We start from the raw sequence: 19172 nt of genomic DNA on the forward strand, positions 1-19172 counted from the left end.
TTAAGGCGGCACAGATCACAATCCCGATCTTTTGCTTTCATCGTGTGAGTCTTTAACTGGCTGAGCTTGCTTTTGGTGCTTCATCAACTCGCTGACGGTGACGCAGCGGTACCCGCGCTTTTGAATCTCTGGGAGAATAGCTTTTAACGCAGCGACCGTCTGCGTGCTGCCTTCCACATGGTCGTGCATCAAAATAATGTCACCGCTGTGCAGATTATTAAGCACCTTATTAATAATGCGGTTCACGCCCGGTCTCGACCAATCTTTTGTATCCTGATGCCAGGACCACAGTATAACCTGCATGCCTTTAGCGTGGCTGGAGTTCACGATGATGCTGTTATAGTAGCCTCCAGGAGGGCGGAACAGGGATGAGTGTTTTCCTATAGCATTATATATGCTCTCCTCCGTCAGGGTGACTTCTTTGTCAAATAAACGGGCGGTATTTCCTGCGCTAAAATAAGTATGGTTATACGTGTGATTGCCAATCTCGTGTCCCTTGGCTGAGGCCGTCTTGACGAGCTCCGGGAACCGGCTGACCCGGTTGCCAATGACAAAAAAGGTCGCTTTGGCCTGATACTGGTCAAGCAGGTGGAGAATTGCCGGAGTCTGAGTGGGATCTGGCCCATCATCAAAAGTTAAAGCAACCACCTTATCATCTGTCGCCACTTCCCATACAATCTCTCCGCGGGGTTCATAATAATCTCTGCCCTTAGGTGCTCCCAGTGCGGCAGCAGGTGAAGCGCAGGAAAGTGATCCTGTGCCAAGCAGCAGGGCAAGCGCAAGGGTCTGCCATTTACGCATGATTGCCTCCTTCGTTAACCATAATCCGGTTTAGTATGTGAGGAAAGGGGGGATTCATGCATTTCTGGCAAAAATGCTGCGGGTGAGGTGGAAAAGCAAGTTGTAATTCACCGCCTAATCCGGTGCGCTTAATTTCTTTTATTGATAAGTTAGGATCACAATAAATTAAGATCGCCAACTTGCTAGCAAAAGCGATTTTTGAACTTCCTGACTAGGTTGGTGTTGACACGTATCTTAAAATCGTGTTATTATCTAATTCGTTGCTGTAAGTTGGCGCATACGCGCCGGGGTGGCGGAATTGGCAGACGCACAGGACTTAAAACAAAACGTGTGTTCTCTTTATTAAATCCGCTAGGCATTACGGTGTCGGTACGCATCCCCTACGCAACAATTACGCTAGTCCTACGAACCGCAAAATACGGAATCCTATACGCCTGCATTCGCTTTATTCGTTATTTACGACGAGTAATCCGAATGGAGGCGTTTATTATTGAACGGAAAAGACGCGTTAACCTCGCGGCTGCTGGCCGCAAATCCTCTACGGTAGAACTTCCGCTGGAATCCGCCGACTTTGATTGTGCGGTCTACTCCTTCCTCCGATATTGTCGCATTCGTAACCTATCCGGCAATACCGTCGATTTTTACCGCGATGTTCTAAAAGAGCTAGAGAAACAACTCGCGAGTCAAGACGTTACTCGGCCGATTGACATTACGAAAGATAACGTACTGAACGCAATGGATAAAAAGCGAAACGAAAAGATTAAGCGGGGACGTGCGGAAACTCCTTCTGATGCTACGATGAACAAGCTTATACGCGGATGGCGGGCTTTCTTTAACTGGCTGCATACGGAGGGATTTATCGATCCCAATCCTTTTAACGGAATCGGCGTTATAAAATCCGAGCGAAGAGTCATCGAGACTTTTTCGAATGCGCAGGTAAAGGCGCTACTGGATGCGCCAAACCGATCTACATTTACGGGATACCGTGATTATGTGATCATGCTTACCTTATTGGATACCGGCATCAGAATTAGCGAATTGGCCTCGTTAAGAGTTACGGATATAAACTGGGGAGATCGGACGTTTAAGGTGTACGGCAAGGGGCGTAAGGAACGAATTGTACCTTTTTCACGCGCATTAGAGAAGCACTTGAGAGAGTACGTAGAAATACGAGGCACTGTGGATACTGACTGTTTATTCGTCAATATTGATAACGGCCCGTTTAAGGTCCGCGGTATCCAGCAGGCTATACAGCTTTACGGAAGGGACGCAAGAATAAAAGGAGTTCGGGTAAGCCCGCATACGTTTCGCCATACCTTCGCTAAAATGTACATAATGAACGGTGGCGACTCGTTTAGCCTACAGAAGATCCTCGGGCATACCTCGCTCGAAATCGTAAAAATGTACGTAAATTTGTTTAGTACGGATGTAGCGAAACAGCACGCCAAGTTTTCTCCATTGGAACGCCTATAAATCGTTAACACAAGACGTAGCGCTCAGTTCTTCGGGATTGGGCGCTATTTTTTTTTTTGCAAAAAAGTGAGCGAGACGTGACTAGTCTCCGTTGAGATAATTGTAGGAGGAAATATTTTCGCGAAAAGTGTGCGGAATTGAAGCGAACTTTCTATATAGCGATATGAGCGTAAATTTCCACTAACTTGCGAGACCTCGACAAAAAGTAGAGGCGAAAGGAGGCGTAATATTGGACGCTCGGGACCGATTGGAAGCCCATCTAATTTGGAGATCGCACGTTGCTTTGAGATATCAGAGTCCTATGAAACGTATAAGAGATTTTTAAGAGCTTATGGTATCCCCTACCGCTATATAGATCGTAACTATGGAGGAAGAGAGGCCATTTCACAGGGGTATGACTTTGAGCGGAGGTTAGGCAATATTCTTAGCATTATTTACCCGGTTGTAGAGCAGTGGCCAAAAATAGGAATCTGTATTCCAGATTTTATAATAAACGGCTCAGAATAGGTTGACGCTAAACTAAGCGCCCATAGTGTGCGTGACTCCCGGTGCCGGACGGTTGAGAAATACGAAGAGGAGGCAGATGTTCTGACGATTTACTACGCTCGTGGAAAAAGGGAGCCGTTTAAGTACGGGATTGCTAACGTACTTCACGTATCCGCATTGTTTCCTGCACTATTGGCCGCTGGGCGTCCTGACTTAATAGCGGACATGAAGAAATTTATATCCAGCGTTTCTTTTAAGGAGGAGGTTGCATAATGACCAGCAATGCTCAGGTGGAACAAAAACTCGTCAGCATCGAATCCCAAACGGAATACTCCGTAACTTCCGGGGCAACCGAAACGCGCATCTTTGTAAAAATGTACGTGGATGCCGCAAAAGCGGGTCTCATAGCGGATATGGGCGCCCAGAATTGGACGACACTTTGCGTGATCGCTTCGTTTATGGATGCGGCCGGTAACTGCTATCCAACGCAGGAGCAGATTGCGCGATACCTCGGAGTTAACCGACAGACAGCGAACAAGTACGTACGTAATCTCGTAAACTATCGGTGGCGGGGGCATCCAGTGATTCGCGCAATTAGAAAAAGGGGCGAGGGGAGTGGGCGCTGGGAAAATACGCGCTATACAGTTCTTCCTATCAGTCAGCTTGCGATATTCAATGCGGAACCAGGTGCTCTTGATAGCGGCTAAGTCCATGTCCGCGTGCACCGACATGGTGATCACCAACTTGGTAAATGTGGCACTAACTATAATCACTATTAACTAGAGCCATTAAGAACTAGATAAATAATACCGAATGATTTAAGACTCTATCGCTTCGGAAATAAATTTCCTTGCGAGACGATTAATAAATAAACCAATAACGAAACACTTAGCGTTCCTAGATAAGATATTGATGGATTAGATACGCGAAGAAGTTTATTCGAAGAAGAAAAACCCTAACGGACCCGGCCGCGCGCCGCCCGTAAGAAACGGAGGCCCCACGATGACTTACGCACCAACCCGCACCTTTCCCGATAACCCGCTTCTCGGTCCGCTATCTCGCGCCGACTTCATTACCGCCAATTTGCCGCTCGTCCACAAGGTCGCGAGCCGTTACGTTACTGTTTCCCGTGCTTTTCGCGTGGAATTAGCGGACATTATCGGCGAGGGGAGTATCGGACTCATAAACGCTTACGACCGCTATAACGACGCAAAAATCACGTTTGGAACGTACGCTTATAGCCAAATAAGCGGCCGCATCCAGAATTACTTTCGCGATAAGGTGGGCGACGTTAGTATCCCCGCGCGCTTGGTCGAATTGTCGCGCAAAGTTATCACCGACAACCTTGAAGACGCATCCCCGGAAGTGATCGCGGAGAGCCTCGGCATTAGCGTGAATAGAGCGAAGAATGCTGCCATGTGTGCCAAGGCCCGGTTTGCCTCACCGATCGACAACGTGGACAATGACGCTAGTATCTTCGCGAGAGTTGATGATGTTAGCCACGTTGATGTCGCCCAGTTTATCGGTAAGCAGCCGGAACGACAGCGCCAGATCGCACGCTTATTACTAGCCGGTAAGACAAATCGCGAGATCGCGTCAGTAATCGGAGTCAGCCAGGGGCGCGTTACGCAGCTTATCACCCGTCTACGTAAAGACTGCGCTGCAGAGTTCGAAATTGCCGCTTAATAAAAATCGAAACGGAGGTATTACGCATGTCTAAATTAAACGTACAGCTTAACGCCAACTACCGCTTAACAACGGACGGGACGCAGTTCATCCTCAAACAGCGCAAGCTCGTAGACCCCACGAAAGCGCCCGGCTACAAGCCTGAACCAGGCGTTCCGTCTCCGGAGCTCCGCGAAACCTGGCCGGACGCAGGCTATTACTCGTATACGCCGGGCGGCCTCAGTGCGCTGATTAATCACGTTGTAATCGCGTCTGCAGCCGACAGTGATACGGAAGAGCTGACGGAGTTTACCGAGCTTATCCGTGCGGAGTCGGAGAGGTTAGCCGAAGCTATTAACGCAGGGTTTAAGCGTGAAATTACCGTTAAATTAGGCGCGTAGGGCTTGTGGCAGGGTGTTCGGTAGGGTAACGGGGAAGGACGCTGATATGCGCTGAAAACGAGCAGTTAGAATGGAAGCACCGCATTTACACCGCATTTATTCCCCCAAATCCCCCACGATTTTTGATACGCTTTAAATGACGAAGGAGGTAGCGAATGAACGGAACATTCGAAACAGTTGACGATATTCTCGATTATTACAACGAAAGGGGCGACGCGAAATGAGTGACGTTAAGAAACCGACTATTCCCATAGAGGTTGCGAACGTTATCGAGGAGTTACGCGTTAGGGAGTACGATAATGCTGGACTTATCTCTATAGCCCTGCGGACAGGCGGCGGACTTCACAACGATACCAAAAACGATGCAGACAATTCCGTTCGACACGCTGCTGGCCACGTTGGTTAACGGATATGAGCGGGAGCTGACGGAGGAGGAACGTGCTTACGCTGCGATACGTGAAGAGTACGCAGAACTGTCCGATACCGAATTCGCAGAAGGATATGACGCTGGTATTGAATTTACGCTCAACACGCTCGGAATAAAAATCGGAGGGGTGAACGCTTAAATGAGCGTACTTAAATCAGTAATTCAGCGTGCAGTTCCGTTTCTTGAGAAAGCCGCAATTATCTACTTTGTTACGGGATTACTTCTAGCGTTCATTGTCTGGGTGTTCGCCGCCATCAAATTAGGGACGTTCGTACTAACGATCATTTTCGGACCTATCCTATCCGTAGTACTCATATTCATGTGGATCATAGCGGGATTCCCTATATGAAATCAGCAGTGAGGCAATTCTCAATATAATAATGAAAATATGCGAACGGCCGAGATAAACGGAGCATAAACGAGATTGCGTCGTTTGCGTGAAATTCGGAGATGTTACGAAAAATCGTAGTTAAGCGGAAATTATTCGATCTCGTGATTATGAAAACCGATCTTAAGTCGGAAAAATTGGACACAAACGAAGGTACACGAAAATAGATTCAGGAAGACAAAACGGACGAATTTGGCGTTCGACCTATTTACGCATATCATTTTATAATCGGAGGTGTCAGACGGATGACAACGGAAACTAAACGGGATTTGGCGGCAGACCTAGCGATATGCGAGGCGGCAACGCCGGGACCTTGGCGGAGACTCGCGAAATATGAATGCGCAGTTGTTAACACCGACACTTTTGCGGAAGTCATAAGCGCAAGGGGAGACGATGCGGTATACGTAGACATTGAACCAGAGGATGAACGCTTTATTCTCGAATCCCGCGAAGGCTGGCCGCACGCAATCCGGCGGGCAATAGCGGCCGAGGCGGAGGTTGGGCGACAAAAACAGTCGTACCGTAAACTACGTGCGTTACACGACGAACAGTGCGCAAGGGCTTCGGAATATTACGCAGAAATGAAAACCCTGCGCGACCACGTAATGACCGTATACCAAAAGGCGCGGAATGACTGCGCACGATGGGACGGAGGTCAATGCGTTGGTCTTCCGGTATTCCAAGATCGTGCCTTCGCCAGGCGATTAGTTCGCGACTTAGAGCCGATTCTATTTCCGGAGGTGCCTGCGGATGCCGCGTCCTAAAATAACCGCTGAGCAACGCAAGGACTGGCGTAACCTCCCGCTTGAGCACTGGAATGTTCGTACTGTTCACGCAATGGTTATCGATCTAAATGCGGAGAAGTTCGGTGTCGATACGTACATTCCCCTCCGCGGTTGGGCGTTCGAGCAGGGCGTAATCAAGCGCGCTCTCACAGATTACGGTCCGGCAGCTCTACGCGAGACGATTGAACGAGCCTTCGCGGAGTATCGGCCGAGTCCAGAATATCCGCAATTGACAGCGGGCTTTCTGATTGCGTACATGCTACCGCGGATTATGCCGCAGGTGCTGGCGGAGATGAAGCGGAAAGAGCAGGCGGAGGCAAGGCCGGCTAATGGCGGGATGAGCACGGAGGAGCTGGCGGGTTGGTTGTGACGTTCGCAATTTAGACACGCGAATAAGTATTTACTCGGATTTACGCCAATCCATCCGCGATCTAAACTTAATTACGAAGGAGGAACGCAATGGGTTCGAGGACACACGCAGACAACTGTATATTAGCAATGCACTGTACTCTTGCTGGCACCAATAAGTGTAACGCACTCTGCTCGTCTTACATCGCTTGTCACGGCTATAACGGAGCAGGCGGCCGGATAGCAAACGCAGGTTTGCCGGAAGAGTATCGGCTCGTCACGCTGCAGAACTCGCCAGTACGCACAGATCAGGCGGAGGCTTATACGGTTATAGATTCGTACGTTAACACTTTCCAGCGTCAGTTTGGTGAAGTTGCTTCGGACAGGCAGCGAATCAAATCGCTATATCTATTCTCGCTCGAACCTGGCACCGGTAAGACCACGTCAGCGGCCGCAATCCTTAACGAATATATCACGCGCCATTATATCGGATCGTTCCAACGCAACAGGCAAGCGTTGGAACGTCCGGCGTACTTTCTCGACGTTAACGCATGGCAGACGTTATTCCTCGGATTTAACCGTAGTCACGTGCCGCAGGAGACCGCGGAGCCACTTGCCGCAGAGTATTACGCAATGGAGCAGCGCGCCAAAGCCGCTCCGTTTGCGGTACTCGACGATATTGGCGTACGGTCGGCGTCCGAAGCGTTTCGGGCGGACCTGCACGGCGTGATTAATCATCGCGTAGCTAGTGCGCTGCCGACCATCTATACGAGCAACATTCCGATCGAAGAGCTTGCCCAGGTGTTTGACAAACGGCTAGCGGACCGTGTGCGGGATATGTGCGGAGTGATTCCGTTTAAGGGCGAGAGCAAGCGAGGAATGAGAAAATGAAATTTTAAGTAAACAGGAGCATAAGCGAGCATTCCTGTCTTACAACCTATATTTTGAGAGTCAAAAAAATTTACTATCTTATTAATAAATGGATATATAAGTAATTTAATACATGGGTATACACCTGTTGAGACCTGTTTAGACTGTCTTTTTTGTAAGATAATTTGTAAGACAGACATTGCACGAAAAATTAAAAATCAGCTAATTTGAGGTTAGTAAACTTTACACTACTTAGATTAGAATCGGAGGTGAGCGGTAGATGGCTGTATACGGCGAGCAGCTAATATCAAAGATCGTAGACACCGGCGAAGTTTCAGCGTTGGACAAGTACGGAATCACGCGAGATGATTTCCTGACAGATGGTGAGAAACAGGCGTATGATTTCGTTATTAAGTACGGACGGGATAACGGAGGGCGGGCCCCTTCGTACGCCAGTCTCACCGCTGAGTGTCCGGACATTACGTATATACCAGGCGTAACCGACTCCTTTGCATACTTAGCCGAGCGGATAAAAGATGCGTCGGGGAAACGTAATGTTGCCGAGTTGTTCAACGGAAAAGTGGACGAACAAACGGGAAGGCGTCTTGAGTCAGAGGTGTCAAAGAAATTCCAAGCGCTTGATACGCAAGAGTTTATTACATGGTTGACGAATACTGTCGAAGGAATTAAACTAAAAACAAGAACAAGTGTTCGTATACTGGGTGATATATCCAATGAAACGGACCGTTTTCTAGCGGAATACCGCGCACGCAAAGCCGGTGAATCTTACCGCATATGGCTTTCGGCCTTCGCGGCAATTAACGAACAGATCGGCGGTTACCTATCGTCAAACATGTATACGTGGTACGCAAGATCCGGACGAGGCAAATCCGTTATCGTCATGGTAGAGGCGATCGAAGCTGCGCTGCAGGGAGCCGTTGTTTTGGTCTACGCACTAGAGATGTCACGCTTTGAGTGGCTGGCTCGTGCATTCTCGTACTTATCCGCAAAGGCAGGTACGTTCACCGCGCAGATTGCCGGCGTAGATTACGAAGCAGGCTTTGATAATCGTGCGATGCTCACGGGCCGCCTACCGGAAGAGTACGAACAGCAGCTCGCGGATTTCCTGCGTAATCTCAACGAGCAAATACCCGGCCGCATTATCTTACGCGCTACGGATGACGAAGGCTTTACGGACCGCTCCGTGCGCCAGCTTGAGGCGGATATTAACGAGGTGCGCGCGGATGTAGCCGTAGTCGATCCGATCTATTACATGGATTACGAGGCGAATACATCTAAAACAGCGGGTGGAGACGCGGCAGCTACGTCGAAAAAACTGCGCCTAATGGCCGGGCGAACGAGGACAGCGCTTCATGTAATCACGCAGGCTGATGAGAATCCGAACGAAAAGGGCGACGACGGCGTACGCGAGATGAAACCGCCGAAGCGTGCTGAAATCAAGAAGACGAAGGCGGTCCTGGAGGACGCGGCCAATACGTTCGCCATCGATACTCTGGCGCAGGAAGGACGTGGGATTATTGAACTCGCGAAGGGTCGTAGCGGTGGGGAAGATACGCGGGTAGAAATCGTGTATTTACCGAATTTCGGTATCGTTCGGGAGATCGTTGATAGCGGGGGAGACAGAGGGCAGTTTGTAAGTGGATTTTAATTTTGGCGTAATGTATAAGTTTACTATTACGTAATATGTTACGTCTTATATTATGTTTCCTGTTCAGAAACATTGAATCAGGCAATCTTTTTCAAAGTGTGTTGACACAAGAAACATTTTGGAATATTATAGCACTACGAAAGATTTAATAGATTTATATAAAAGGAGACGGCTTAGCTTGGATACACTATTATTAGGCGAATTTATCAAGGAAGGTAGAAAACGTAAAGGTTTATCGTTGAGAGGTCTTGCGGAAGCTGCCGGAATAAGTCCGTCCCAACTTAGTAAGCTTGAAAGGGGGCAAGTAAAGTTACCAGAAGACAGGACACTTGAGCGGTTAGCTGAGACATTAAACGTTGATAAATTTGATTTTTTTGCTCTAGCTGGTCGGGTCTACACTGAAAAAAACGCCGATCCAACAGAAGAGATTTTACAAGGAATTAAAGAGGTTGCTGCATCTTTAGAGGACTTTCGTAATAGCTTCGATGCCGTTCAGGAAGAATCTGAGGACTTTGGGGAAGCTATCTATCAGTTGTTAAGGAGGAAGATGCAACACCTATCTGAAGATCAAGCCAAAGAGGCTGCGTTAGAAATGAAGTCGGCCTTTGACCTTTGGGAAAAAAGAACAAGAAATGCACGGATTTTTGGCAGAAAATAAATAAAGGGTGTGATTAGTTGGATATCCTACGTCACATTGAACACTATCCTTGGCGCAATCCCCGCTGGCACCCTCTAAAACTTGAAGCGAGCTCGCCATTTAGACCCGGGGACGACACGCCGTCCTTCTCGGTTAACCTCGATCCATCTTCGGATAGATACGGGTGGTGGAACGACTGGGGCGCAAAGGAGAAACGTTGGCGTGCAGGCCCACCGGAAAAGTTGATAAGCTTTATTTTGAACATAACAGACGAGGAAGCGGCGGAACTCATTTACAAAGGCAGCCACGGAGACCTTGGCACATACATACACATTAGACTCCCAGATCCAGATGCCAGGGTATGTAAGAAACCGTTAGACATAACTTTTGAACCGCAAGTCTCTGAATATTTGCTGAGCCGCGGAATCTCTGCGGAGGTACAGCGCCTTCATCGGACAAGCTATGATCCGGCAGCAAAAGCGGTAATCTTGCCGTGGTGGGGAGTAGCGCCAACACCGGACGGTCAACGCTTGCTTAACGTAAAGTACCGGTCGACCCGGGATAAGCGCTTCTGGTACGCTCGAAACGGGGCACCTATTCGCGATTTAATCTACGGAATTGACGTCGTGTACCAACGTAGTATTAAACGCGCAGCAATCGTAGAGGCAGAGATCGATGCGTTAACGTTATGTTCGATGGGAATACCTGCGATTGCAACCGGTGGCGCAGCGTTTAACGAGAAGAAGCGGGATTTGATCCTGCGCAGTCCAATCGAGGAGATCGTAATAGTCCGGGACAATGACGAAGCGGGCAGACGGTGGCGTAACGATGTTGTGAACGCTTTACGAGGGAAGGTGCGGATAAGTATCGCTCTTGTGCTACGCGGATATAAGGACGTTAACGAGGCTAGAGGTGTGGGTGTTAGCAAAATACGAACATTAGCTCCCGAATTTCCTTTTTTAAGGATGACAGTATGACGGAAATTGTCGTATAATGGAAATGGTTGAACAAATGGAAACTTTTACTCTAAGGCAAACCAAAAGTTCGCCTTCGCTGCGCCTATCTTTGAACTACTTTCGCAGGATAACGTACAAGTCACGCGGGCTGTAGTTGCTACCTGTCTTCTCATTAATTATGTCAGTAATAATGATGGAGTTCAGATAGGAGATTTTAAGATTCCCGTTAGCATACTTTGATATTAATGCTTTGTTAATACCTGTGTAGTCCGCTAGAGTTTGTTGCTTCCAGTTGATTTCATTCAAGATTTCTATAAGGCGACAGCGACCGAGTTTAAACTCCATCGTCTGCCTCCAGGATTAATTTCCATAAATTTATCTTAACATATTTTTAGTAATATTTGTGCGAGTCTCAGTTTTACTTTCTATATAGAAGTATAAGTCAAAAGGAGGTTTGCGAATGGTCTTTGAGGATTATTTTAACAAGTACCAACCTGCTGTAAAAGCAATTAGTCACGCAAGGAGCTTAAGGAGCCGTGTTCCCCGTGAGGAGTTTATCAGTTGCTTGAATGAGGAGTTATGGAGAGCTTTTCAAACATTCGATGAATCCAAGGGATGCTCGTTGAATGGTTGGGTAAATAGGCTCTTAGAACAAGCCGCTATTCGTCTTATTAAGTCTAAGGAAGGTAGTTACCACCGAAACGTATTTAACTTGATCGATGCGGACAAGAGTGAGGAACGGGGAAATAGCGCGCCAACGTTAGAGCCCTGCACTGAGCCAGAGTTCGTTGAGGAAAGAGTATTCCAAAGGATGCGAAAAAAAGAAGCCGACCAGCGCCAACTGATCGACTTCCTTATACACTCGGGACCTCCCGACGCCACGACGACTGCTATCGTCGAAGCATTTAAAACAGCGCCAGCCAGCGCCTCGGATACCGCGATCGCCAAATCAATCGGTATCCATCATGAAACCGTTAAACGCAAGCTTCGCAAACTATCTCGCCGTTACGACGCCAATCGCTTCGGTGATTTAAACGAATATCTTGCAGTTTAACTAGGGTTAACGAGAACGGAGTTTCAGGCACGAATCCGTTCTCGGCCCCACATTTAGTATAACACATTTTTAAAAGCATAAATCAAGAGGTAAAGATTACAGTGAATTGATTCTATATGTATAGTGTTGCCTAAATGTTTCCATTTATACTACTTTCGTTTTCAATCTTACGAAAAAAGTTTCGGGTTGTCAACGTTTATTTAAGTACGCCTAAATTACTTTTAACCGGAGGTTCCCGATATGAAACACGTTAATCATAAATATTTACGCAATAAAACGCATAAAGTTTCGGATTTATCCGCAGCCGAGCGCAGATGCCCGTCCGATACCTTCCTATTATATAACGGTTCGTTCGAAGATTACGAAGATCCAGCGGATTACCTGCCGTATGGACATAGCGCGAAGGCGGTGCGTATCGCATGATCTGGACGGTATCTATTCACGCGTCAAAACGAGTCAATGAACGTTTCGGCGTCAAGCCCGACACAGTTACCGAATGGGTGAACGAACGTATGGAGTCCGCAAGGTTCGTATGTAACTCGTTTGCGGATGACGGAAACGAAGCGCGGATGTTTGTAAACGGAAAGGTTATATTTTTCGTTGACCTTATCGAAAACCACGTCATGACGGTGAGATATGCGTCAATGCCGCGGTTTGCTACGGAGTGCTTGGTTGAGGTTGCGGCTAAAGAGCTTCGGAAGAAACAGGCTAAGGTTCTTGAGGCCGAGCGTGAGTTTGTACGCGCTAAAGCAGAACTTGAATCGGAAAAGATTGACCTACGACTCGCATTATTAAAAACGCGCTCCGAACAACGAGCTGCAGCACTTAGCGCAAGACTGAACGCGGTCGAACTAAGACTGCGCGAATTAGCGGCCGAGGTAAAACGGGAACGTCGCGAAGTCACATATCTCGCGGAAGGCATCGTATCGCTCTCCGTATCATATAAGCCGGAATCTACGCCGGCAGCGCGGTATTAACGATTCTGGACGGGTCTCTTCTCGCTTCGCTAGTGGGAAGAGCCGCCGGGTGGGCCGACGTTAGTACCGTGCTGCGGACGTAGAAGATTGTCCGGACGCCCGGCGGAGCGTCGTAAGTTATCCGACTATTCATATTGAAAAGGAACGTGATCGAATGTCTATGTTTACGAAGGTTGGCGCAGCAGCGGTGGCCGCAACGAACAACGACGGGGGCACGAAGGAAAGTCCGATCACCTCGTTCAAGTCCGGCTCATCGTATAAGGTCGGCGTCAAGTCCATCGAAGACGTCGCGGAGTACTACGGCTACAGCGTTTTTAAGAAAGTAAACACGTTCGTGCCGAAGAATCCGGCCACACGCAATGCCCGCGGCTTCATCGACGCGAATCCGACCGTATGGGATCGCGCTGCGGAATTGCTCTACGCTGACGCTAAAGCCGCGAAGGATGCCGGCGCCAGTGAGGACGCAGTCAAGAAGATCACGGACGAAGCGTATCTGTATCGCGGCAAGCAGCGGTTTCTACGCGCATTCTTCGACCTAACGACCGGCAAAGATATCGTAGTCGACTTGAGCCCGAAACAAGAGAAGACGCTTAAGGCCGTAATCGAAAAGTATGCGAAGAAGCTCGGTAGCATTGCGTTCGAGCTGACGAAGACCGGTTCGAGTACGAATGCGGTTGTCGCGCTGTCTCCGATCATTGATATGGACGAAGACCTAACGGAAGCCGAGCGTGCTAACTTCGCCAAAGTCGGAGAGAAGCCGTTCGACCTGGCGGAGTTTGAGACGTGCTTGTACGTTGCCGACGAAGAGGAGCAAACGAAGAATCTCGTTGTCGCCGGCTTCGATATCGCGCGACTCGGCTTGTCGATCGGAGCAGCAGCGTCAAGCTCCGCACATTCAACGGTAGAGGGCCCGATCGATATCTCCGAAGATGATTTGCCGTTTTAAGCCGAACACCAAACAATAACGAAGGGAAGCGGTAATATCGCACACATAAACGAAGTTAAAGGGAAGCACTCGGAAATGACGGCTCGGCTCGCACTCATGTCTAACGGATGGACGGTAGCCACAACGGACACGGACGAGTCGTTCGATATCGTGGCACGAGATCCGGTTAGCCGCGCATGGAAAACGTTCCAAGTTAAGACGATTAAGGTGCGGACAGACCGACGCGGCGATCTCGTGGTTAACGGACGAAAAGGTAACGGAGAGCCGTATACGCTATCCGAGACTGATTACTTTATCGGTGTCATGGGATCGGAAGATGGCGGGTTGCCTACGGTCTACGTATTCGAGAACAACGAGCAATCTGAGTACTGGGCGACGGAGACAAGCGCCGAGCGACGCTGGGTTCGCTTGCCGATCGAGTTGGACCGTGCTACTTACGCGGTAAACGTTGGTGAAACGGAGTTGGCGGGACCGACGGATTATATCGCGGCTTAGTAACGGTAGCTACGCAATTCCAAATAAACGCGCCTACGAGCGCCCAAAGGAGACCGATTAAATGGCGAAATTGAACGTAGTAATTCCGAATGTGGACGTAGAGGTAAGAGGCGAAGACGGTAAATCCGTTAAGTACCGCAAAGTTGACCGCAAGCCGCGGGCGGGCGATATCATAAAGTTTACTGCATATGCGACTTCATTCGTACATGAGGGAGCGTTCTACCTCGTTGATGAAATTGACGCGTGTGGTGACGCACAGATTACTGATGAAGACGGCGATAGTTACGATACGGCGGGGGACAGTTTTGATGTCTACGAAAAGGTAGCGGAGCAGTCGCAAATTGCGCGAATTCCTGAACGCCTGAAAGTCGGGGATTACGCGAAGGTAGTCGCAGACCAAAAAACCAGCGAGGACGATCCGATTTCATCTAACGCGAGGGTCGGAGATATCGTCGAGGTTATCGAGATGGACTCGTCCGCTGTTCCGTATAGAGTACGAACAATCGTCGGGCATATCGTAGGCGGAACAGCTTGGGCGCGCCCATTCGCACTCGTCCGAGCAACCGAAGCGGAAGTCGCCGCAGCTAAAGACGCGCTTGACCCACGCAATGAATTTGCAGTTGGCGATAAGGTGCGGCTGGTTAGCGGAGGCGACAAGCACCCACTAAACGGATTTATGGACGGAGAGATCTACGAAGTTAAAGATCCCAAGTGTTCACTACACAGTGGCGAGAGAATCCGTATTACTAAGCCGACTGGCGGAGCAGGATACGCCAAGCCGGACCAACTCGAAAAGGTCAGCGCAGAGGAATTGGCGGAGATCGAACGTAAGAAGCTTCTCGCACAGTTTGCTCCGGGCGATACGGTTAAGCTTACGGTCCCTGACGGAAAACGTCCTCGGTACAGTTGGGGCAGCGTAGAGAACGGAGACGTTGGAACGATACGTCGCGTAGAGGATACACGTGTCATTGTTGACTTTCCGGCGCAGTCAATTTGGAACGCAGATCCTTCGGAGTTAACGAAACTCTCTGCGGAAGAAGCTGCTCAGCACGAAGAGGAAGCGCGTTGGTCGAAGATCGGGCGTAAGGTGAACGAGTATAAGGCGGGCGATTTGACGGTTCTTCCGGGCTGCCTACACTTAGGCTTCGCAGAGGTGCTCCGCATAGAAGGCGATAGAATTGTCGTTAAATGGGCGGATAAAACCGGATATGGTACTTGTACGGACCGCGCGTCAAGCCACCGCCTGATCGTTCCGGTCGAACAGCGCTTTGACCGCACCGAGCCCGAAAAGAACGCAGCTTAATAAACCGGGAGGTGGCGTACTTTGGACGTTAAATTAACGCTAAATCTTCGCTCGCCGACCGTTGATGACGCCGCAGCCGAACGCGTTAAGGACGCAGCCAAACGCAAGAAAGCGGCGGAAGAGACGCCGGCCGAAGCAGTTGAACGCATTAGTCGCATGTCACTAACGGACCGCGAGCGTCAACTCGTAAATGCCGTAATTGAGACGGGTAAAACAGGCAATTATCCGTCTCTCCGCTCCGGCGGTGGGCAAGTCACGAAAGCGGACGTCATTGCGGCAGGACAGCGAATACTTGCGGAGCAACAATCGGCCGAACGTGCGGAGAGGATTGCGGAGACGCTGCGGACGAAACCGGATAACTTTTACGTGATTACTGACGACGCGGAGCTGCCGCGAATGGTTGAACGATTGCGTGAAGAGGTGCGGCTGCAGGGCGGCGACGAGTGGTTCGCGAAGGTGTTCGCGCTTTTTAACAATACGCTGATTAAACGGAAGCTGGCTGAACGCGGCATAACGATTCCCGACGCGCAGTCCTTGACCGTTTGGGATACGGAGACATCCGGCGTTGATAAAATGATCGACCTGACCGGCGGTTACTCCGTGTGGCTTCCGCTTTTGAACGAAGGTTATTACGTAGCTTACGGGCACTTAACGGGCGAGAAGCAGTGTACGCGGTCGGCGGCCCTTGGCGCGATCGAGCGTTTTATGTCGCTTCCTTCGCAGATTAAATCGTTCCACAACGCGCCGTTTGACTTGGCGATGTTGCTTAATGACGGACTCAAGCCGCAAGGTATCCGATATGACTCGCTCGAAGCTATGCGGACGCTTAACGATCATGAACCTACGTACAGTCTGAAACCGCTGATAACGAAGTACAAGGCAGCAATCGGCGTCGACTGCCCGGACTTTACGTTTGAGGACCTGTTTCAGAACGAGTCGCCTATGATTCATCCGATCGAACTCGTCGGAATATACGCGATATGGGACGTACTTAAAGGTTGGTGGCTTACGCGCTGGCAGATCGATAACCTTATTGCGACGGATAACCTGGCGACCGCATACTTCGAGATTGGGCAGTATCTAACGGAAGTCAACGTTAATATCGAGCGTACAGGCTTCGTCATTGACTTGGACGGACTCAAAGCGCTGGGCGATGAGCTGCGGCCGAGACTTGCGCAGGCTCAGGCGGACGTCGCGAAGGAATACGGCGTTAACGATCCGGCGTTTATCCGTAAGATGGACCGCACACTTAATGCGAAGAAGATTGCGGATTGGATCGAGTCCCAGCGTAAGAGGATCGTCCGTAACGAGGAAGCGAAGCGGAAACAGCGTGCAACTATTGCGGAGTGTGAAGCGACCGGCAAAACGACGCTTAAGAAATATACGAGCGCTGTCGCCAAGCTTGCGGAGTTGGAAGCGGAGGTCCTTGCGCCGGCTGACGAGGAACATGCGCCGCTATTTATCGAGGAGTTTTCGTTCACGAACGACAACCATCTGCGCTATCTGATTTACGATCACCTCGGAATCACGGATCGTACGAAGCAAATCGTCAAGGACAAATCGAAGGTACGCGCGGTGTCAAAGGACGTGCTCGACCGTTACTTTGAGGAAGAGGAAGCACTCAAGCCACTCGCACTCGTATCTGCGTATGAGAAGCTGCTCGGCACGTACATCGATAAGATTCCGGAGGCGCTCGACGTTGACGGTCGTTTACACACGCAGCTCGATACCGTTTCAACCGGGCGGTATAGCTCGAAGGGGTACTCGGGTAAGCCGAATGATTTGCGGCCGGAGTCCGTAACTGATACGAATTATTTAGCGGCTATGCGTGCGTTGGTCGATTGTGGTGAGAAGAAAGTCGCGAAAGGAACCAACGTCCAGAACATTCCGGCGCGCACGAAAGAGGGCGAGAAGGTCCGGACCATGTTCATTCCTCCGTCAGGCCGTCTGTTCCTCGGCAGCGACCTCTCGTCCATTGAGCCGCGGCTACAGGCGCACAAAATGGAGACGGAACACGGTGATCCAACCTTTGCGGATATGTACCGGGCCGGTCTCGATCCATACGTCGAGTTTGCATCCATGATGTTCGATGTGCCTCGCGAGTTATGCTTCGAGAGTGCGTATAAAGCCGGGCTTACTTCGATTCCTTACCGTAAGCTGACGAAGGATATGTTTCTCGCGAAAGGTTACGGCCAGGCCGAAGACCAGTTCGTTAAGACTGCGGTTAAGCGCGGTGTCACGGAGGAACAAGCGAAGCGCGCCTATGCGAAGTTCGACGAAATCCTGCCCGGCTTTAGTACGATGGTTAACGCCTCGTTCGAACACTTGCGGGAACACGGATGGACGCAGACACTATGGGGACAGAAGCGCAGATTCCCGGAATATCGAAAGAATTGGCAGCGTCTTTGCGTATTGATGAAGCGAGCTGGCATTCGCGATAAGAACGATCTGGAGCTCGGCAAGAAGACGTACAAGCTTTCACCGGCGGATCGCAACGAATTCTGGCAGCTTATCCGCTTAACCGGACGTGATGAGCGGGCGGCGTTCAATCACGAAGTTCAAGGCTCGGGCGCGAACGTTCTTAAATTCTGCATGATCCGCGGCTATTACGAGTTAACGCTTGGTCGCGGATGGGAGTTTACGTTGACTTTGCACGACGAGCAGAAACACGCCGCGCCGATCGAGCAGGTAACGCCGGAAGCTGTTGCGCTGTATACCGACATTATGACGAATACGGTTACGCTTGCCTGTCCGCTTGAGTGTGATACGGTGATCGAACCGCGTTGGATGAAAGAGTACCGCGCTGACGCGTGGGATTTTGATAAACAGAAACCGAAGGAGGCTGCGTAAATGGAAAACGTTATTGCAAAGTTGCGCGAGTTGATTGGAGATGAATACGAGGGTCAGGCGTGGGACGAAACGCATGAGGCGGTTGACGTGATACTTGGCGCATACAAACCTGAAGGTTATGCGGTTGGGTGCGTAGATGAGGAGTTCGAGGACGGCGGTAGATGGACGAACTTTAAGACAAACGTATATCGCGTTGAGCAGCCGGACGGACAGGTATCGCATTTCCGTATCTGCCGCGAAGTTCCTGCGACCGAGTGCCAAGAAGGCGGCGACTTTTGTGTGAGTATTGACGAAGTCGTCCCGGAAGAAGTCACAGTTATTAAATACATTTCCGCGAGGGCTGCGTAAATGACAACGGGAAAAGTGATTGACTTAATTGATGCAGCAATTGAAGAGGCCGAGCATAATCCGGATATTGAGGGGGAGGACGTTCTCGTTCACGCGGTGAATGCGGTACGCGAGCGGTTTGGTATTACTTGTAATTACGCTTATTGCGGCGGCTTCGATAGCGCAGGATACGACATTGACTGCTACGCGATCGCATTCGTCACGTCCAACGGAGAACTCGGAATATACGATTATCAAATCGAAAGCTATTAGGAGGCGGCCATCATATCGCAATCAATCGCAGATAAACTCGC

At 49.9% G+C, this 19172-nt stretch carries 21 protein-coding genes; 20 read left to right on the forward strand and 1 reads right to left on the reverse strand.

Annotated elements, in window-relative coordinates; translation table 11 throughout:
• Positions 1–15: 15 nt before the first annotated feature.
• On the reverse strand, positions 16–801 hold the full coding sequence (locus BN6628_RS08530; RefSeq protein ID WP_068616474.1) for a polysaccharide deacetylase family protein: 786 nt from the start codon (positions 799–801) through the stop codon (positions 16–18).
• A 474-nt stretch (positions 802–1275) separates the two neighbouring features.
• Between BN6628_RS08530 and BN6628_RS08535 the strand changes: the two genes are divergently transcribed.
• The 20 genes from BN6628_RS08535 (at position 1276) to BN6628_RS08645 (ending at position 19131) form a co-directional block, all read left to right on the forward strand.
• Positions 1276–2274, forward strand: a complete 999-nt coding sequence (locus BN6628_RS08535; RefSeq protein ID WP_082926845.1) for a tyrosine-type recombinase/integrase — start codon at positions 1276–1278, stop codon at positions 2272–2274.
• A 758-nt stretch (positions 2275–3032) separates the two neighbouring features.
• A complete protein-coding gene (locus BN6628_RS08545; protein ID WP_068616479.1) occupies positions 3033–3467 on the forward strand; it encodes a helix-turn-helix domain-containing protein in 435 nt (144 codons plus the stop codon).
• 295 nt (positions 3468–3762) lie between these two features.
• On the forward strand, positions 3763–4446 hold the full coding sequence (locus BN6628_RS08550; RefSeq protein ID WP_068616481.1) for a sigma-70 family RNA polymerase sigma factor: 684 nt from the start codon (positions 3763–3765) through the stop codon (positions 4444–4446).
• A 26-nt stretch (positions 4447–4472) separates the two neighbouring features.
• Positions 4473–4826 (forward strand): hypothetical protein, encoded by a 354-nt coding sequence (locus BN6628_RS08555; RefSeq protein ID WP_068616483.1) that lies wholly within the window; start codon positions 4473–4475, stop codon positions 4824–4826.
• 362 nt (positions 4827–5188) lie between these two features.
• Positions 5189–5392, forward strand: a complete 204-nt coding sequence (locus tag BN6628_RS08560) for a hypothetical protein (RefSeq protein ID WP_068616485.1) — start codon at positions 5189–5191, stop codon at positions 5390–5392.
• Positions 5393–5602: a hypothetical protein gene (locus BN6628_RS08565; RefSeq protein WP_068616487.1), complete on the forward strand. Its 210-nt coding sequence runs from the start codon at positions 5393–5395 to the stop codon at positions 5600–5602. It begins immediately after the preceding gene.
• 789 nt (positions 5603–6391) lie between these two features.
• Positions 6392–6796, forward strand: coding sequence for a hypothetical protein (locus tag BN6628_RS08575; RefSeq protein ID WP_068616491.1), 405 nt, complete (start codon positions 6392–6394; stop codon positions 6794–6796).
• Positions 6797–6885: 89 nt separating this feature from the next.
• On the forward strand, positions 6886–7665 hold the full coding sequence (locus tag BN6628_RS08580; RefSeq protein ID WP_068616493.1) for an ATP-binding protein: 780 nt from the start codon (positions 6886–6888) through the stop codon (positions 7663–7665).
• 643 nt (positions 7666–8308) lie between these two features.
• The gene (locus tag BN6628_RS08585) at positions 8309–9313 is read left to right on the forward strand and encodes a DnaB-like helicase C-terminal domain-containing protein (RefSeq protein ID WP_235847602.1); all 1005 of its coding nucleotides are present in this window, start codon (positions 8309–8311) and stop codon (positions 9311–9313) included.
• 178 nt (positions 9314–9491) lie between these two features.
• On the forward strand, positions 9492–9971 hold the full coding sequence (locus BN6628_RS08590) for a helix-turn-helix domain-containing protein (protein ID WP_068616497.1): 480 nt from the start codon (positions 9492–9494) through the stop codon (positions 9969–9971).
• A gap of 17 nt (positions 9972–9988) precedes the next feature.
• Complete coding sequence (locus BN6628_RS08595) at positions 9989–10927, forward strand: toprim domain-containing protein (protein WP_068616499.1); 939 nt, start codon at positions 9989–9991, stop codon at positions 10925–10927.
• Between the two features lie 439 nt (positions 10928–11366).
• Positions 11367–11960 carry a sigma factor gene (locus tag BN6628_RS08605; protein ID WP_068616504.1) on the forward strand — a complete coding sequence of 198 codons (594 nt, stop codon included), beginning with the start codon at positions 11367–11369 and terminating at the stop codon, positions 11958–11960.
• Between the two features lie 240 nt (positions 11961–12200).
• Entirely contained in the window at positions 12201–12383 is a 183-nt protein-coding gene (locus tag BN6628_RS08610) for a hypothetical protein (protein WP_068616506.1), read from the forward strand.
• Between the two features lie 89 nt (positions 12384–12472).
• Positions 12473–12937, forward strand: a complete 465-nt coding sequence (locus BN6628_RS08615) for a hypothetical protein (protein ID WP_148449268.1) — start codon at positions 12473–12475, stop codon at positions 12935–12937.
• A gap of 412 nt (positions 12938–13349) precedes the next feature.
• Positions 13350–13883, forward strand: a complete 534-nt coding sequence (locus tag BN6628_RS08620; RefSeq protein ID WP_235847603.1) for a hypothetical protein — start codon at positions 13350–13352, stop codon at positions 13881–13883.
• Positions 13884–13958: 75 nt separating this feature from the next.
• Positions 13959–14378, forward strand: coding sequence for a hypothetical protein (locus BN6628_RS08625; protein ID WP_082926847.1), 420 nt, complete (start codon positions 13959–13961; stop codon positions 14376–14378).
• A gap of 61 nt (positions 14379–14439) precedes the next feature.
• The gene (locus BN6628_RS08630; RefSeq protein ID WP_068616514.1) at positions 14440–15681 is read left to right on the forward strand and encodes a hypothetical protein; all 1242 of its coding nucleotides are present in this window, start codon (positions 14440–14442) and stop codon (positions 15679–15681) included.
• Between the two features lie 21 nt (positions 15682–15702).
• Positions 15703–18531 (forward strand): DNA polymerase, encoded by a 2829-nt coding sequence (locus BN6628_RS08635; RefSeq protein WP_068616516.1) that lies wholly within the window; start codon positions 15703–15705, stop codon positions 18529–18531.
• Positions 18532–18879: a hypothetical protein gene (locus BN6628_RS08640; RefSeq protein WP_068616517.1), complete on the forward strand. Its 348-nt coding sequence runs from the start codon at positions 18532–18534 to the stop codon at positions 18877–18879. It abuts the gene before it with no gap.
• A complete protein-coding gene (locus tag BN6628_RS08645) occupies positions 18880–19131 on the forward strand; it encodes a hypothetical protein (RefSeq protein ID WP_068616520.1) in 252 nt (83 codons plus the stop codon).
• Positions 19132–19172 lie beyond the last annotated feature (41 nt).

This window comes from Paenibacillus tuaregi, from assembly GCF_900086655.1.
GTDB lineage: Bacteria > Bacillota > Bacilli > Paenibacillales > Paenibacillaceae > Fontibacillus > Fontibacillus tuaregi.

What these genes read in the sequence shown, in the direction of transcription:
- BN6628_RS08530 (WP_068616474.1), bottom strand. Translation starts at nt 801, where the DNA reads ATGCGTAAATGGCAGACCCTTGCGCTTGCCCTGCTGCTTGGCACAGGA.
- BN6628_RS08535 (WP_082926845.1), top strand. Translation starts at nt 1,276, where the DNA reads ATGGAGGCGTTTATTATTGAACGGAAAAGACGCGTTAACCTCGCGGCT.
- BN6628_RS08545 (WP_068616479.1), top strand. Translation starts at nt 3,033, where the DNA reads ATGACCAGCAATGCTCAGGTGGAACAAAAACTCGTCAGCATCGAATCC.
- BN6628_RS08550 (WP_068616481.1), top strand. Translation starts at nt 3,763, where the DNA reads ATGACTTACGCACCAACCCGCACCTTTCCCGATAACCCGCTTCTCGGT.
- BN6628_RS08555 (WP_068616483.1), top strand. Translation starts at nt 4,473, where the DNA reads ATGTCTAAATTAAACGTACAGCTTAACGCCAACTACCGCTTAACAACG.
- BN6628_RS08560 (WP_068616485.1), top strand. Translation starts at nt 5,189, where the DNA reads ATGCAGACAATTCCGTTCGACACGCTGCTGGCCACGTTGGTTAACGGA.
- BN6628_RS08565 (WP_068616487.1), top strand. Translation starts at nt 5,393, where the DNA reads ATGAGCGTACTTAAATCAGTAATTCAGCGTGCAGTTCCGTTTCTTGAG.
- BN6628_RS08575 (WP_068616491.1), top strand. Translation starts at nt 6,392, where the DNA reads ATGCCGCGTCCTAAAATAACCGCTGAGCAACGCAAGGACTGGCGTAAC.
- BN6628_RS08580 (WP_068616493.1), top strand. Translation starts at nt 6,886, where the DNA reads ATGGGTTCGAGGACACACGCAGACAACTGTATATTAGCAATGCACTGT.
- BN6628_RS08605 (WP_068616504.1), top strand. Translation starts at nt 11,367, where the DNA reads ATGGTCTTTGAGGATTATTTTAACAAGTACCAACCTGCTGTAAAAGCA.
- BN6628_RS08610 (WP_068616506.1), top strand. Translation starts at nt 12,201, where the DNA reads ATGAAACACGTTAATCATAAATATTTACGCAATAAAACGCATAAAGTT.
- BN6628_RS08615 (WP_148449268.1), top strand. Translation starts at nt 12,473, where the DNA reads ATGGAGTCCGCAAGGTTCGTATGTAACTCGTTTGCGGATGACGGAAAC.
- BN6628_RS08625 (WP_082926847.1), top strand. Translation starts at nt 13,959, where the DNA reads ATGACGGCTCGGCTCGCACTCATGTCTAACGGATGGACGGTAGCCACA.
- BN6628_RS08630 (WP_068616514.1), top strand. Translation starts at nt 14,440, where the DNA reads ATGGCGAAATTGAACGTAGTAATTCCGAATGTGGACGTAGAGGTAAGA.
- BN6628_RS08640 (WP_068616517.1), top strand. Translation starts at nt 18,532, where the DNA reads ATGGAAAACGTTATTGCAAAGTTGCGCGAGTTGATTGGAGATGAATAC.
- BN6628_RS08645 (WP_068616520.1), top strand. Translation starts at nt 18,880, where the DNA reads ATGACAACGGGAAAAGTGATTGACTTAATTGATGCAGCAATTGAAGAG.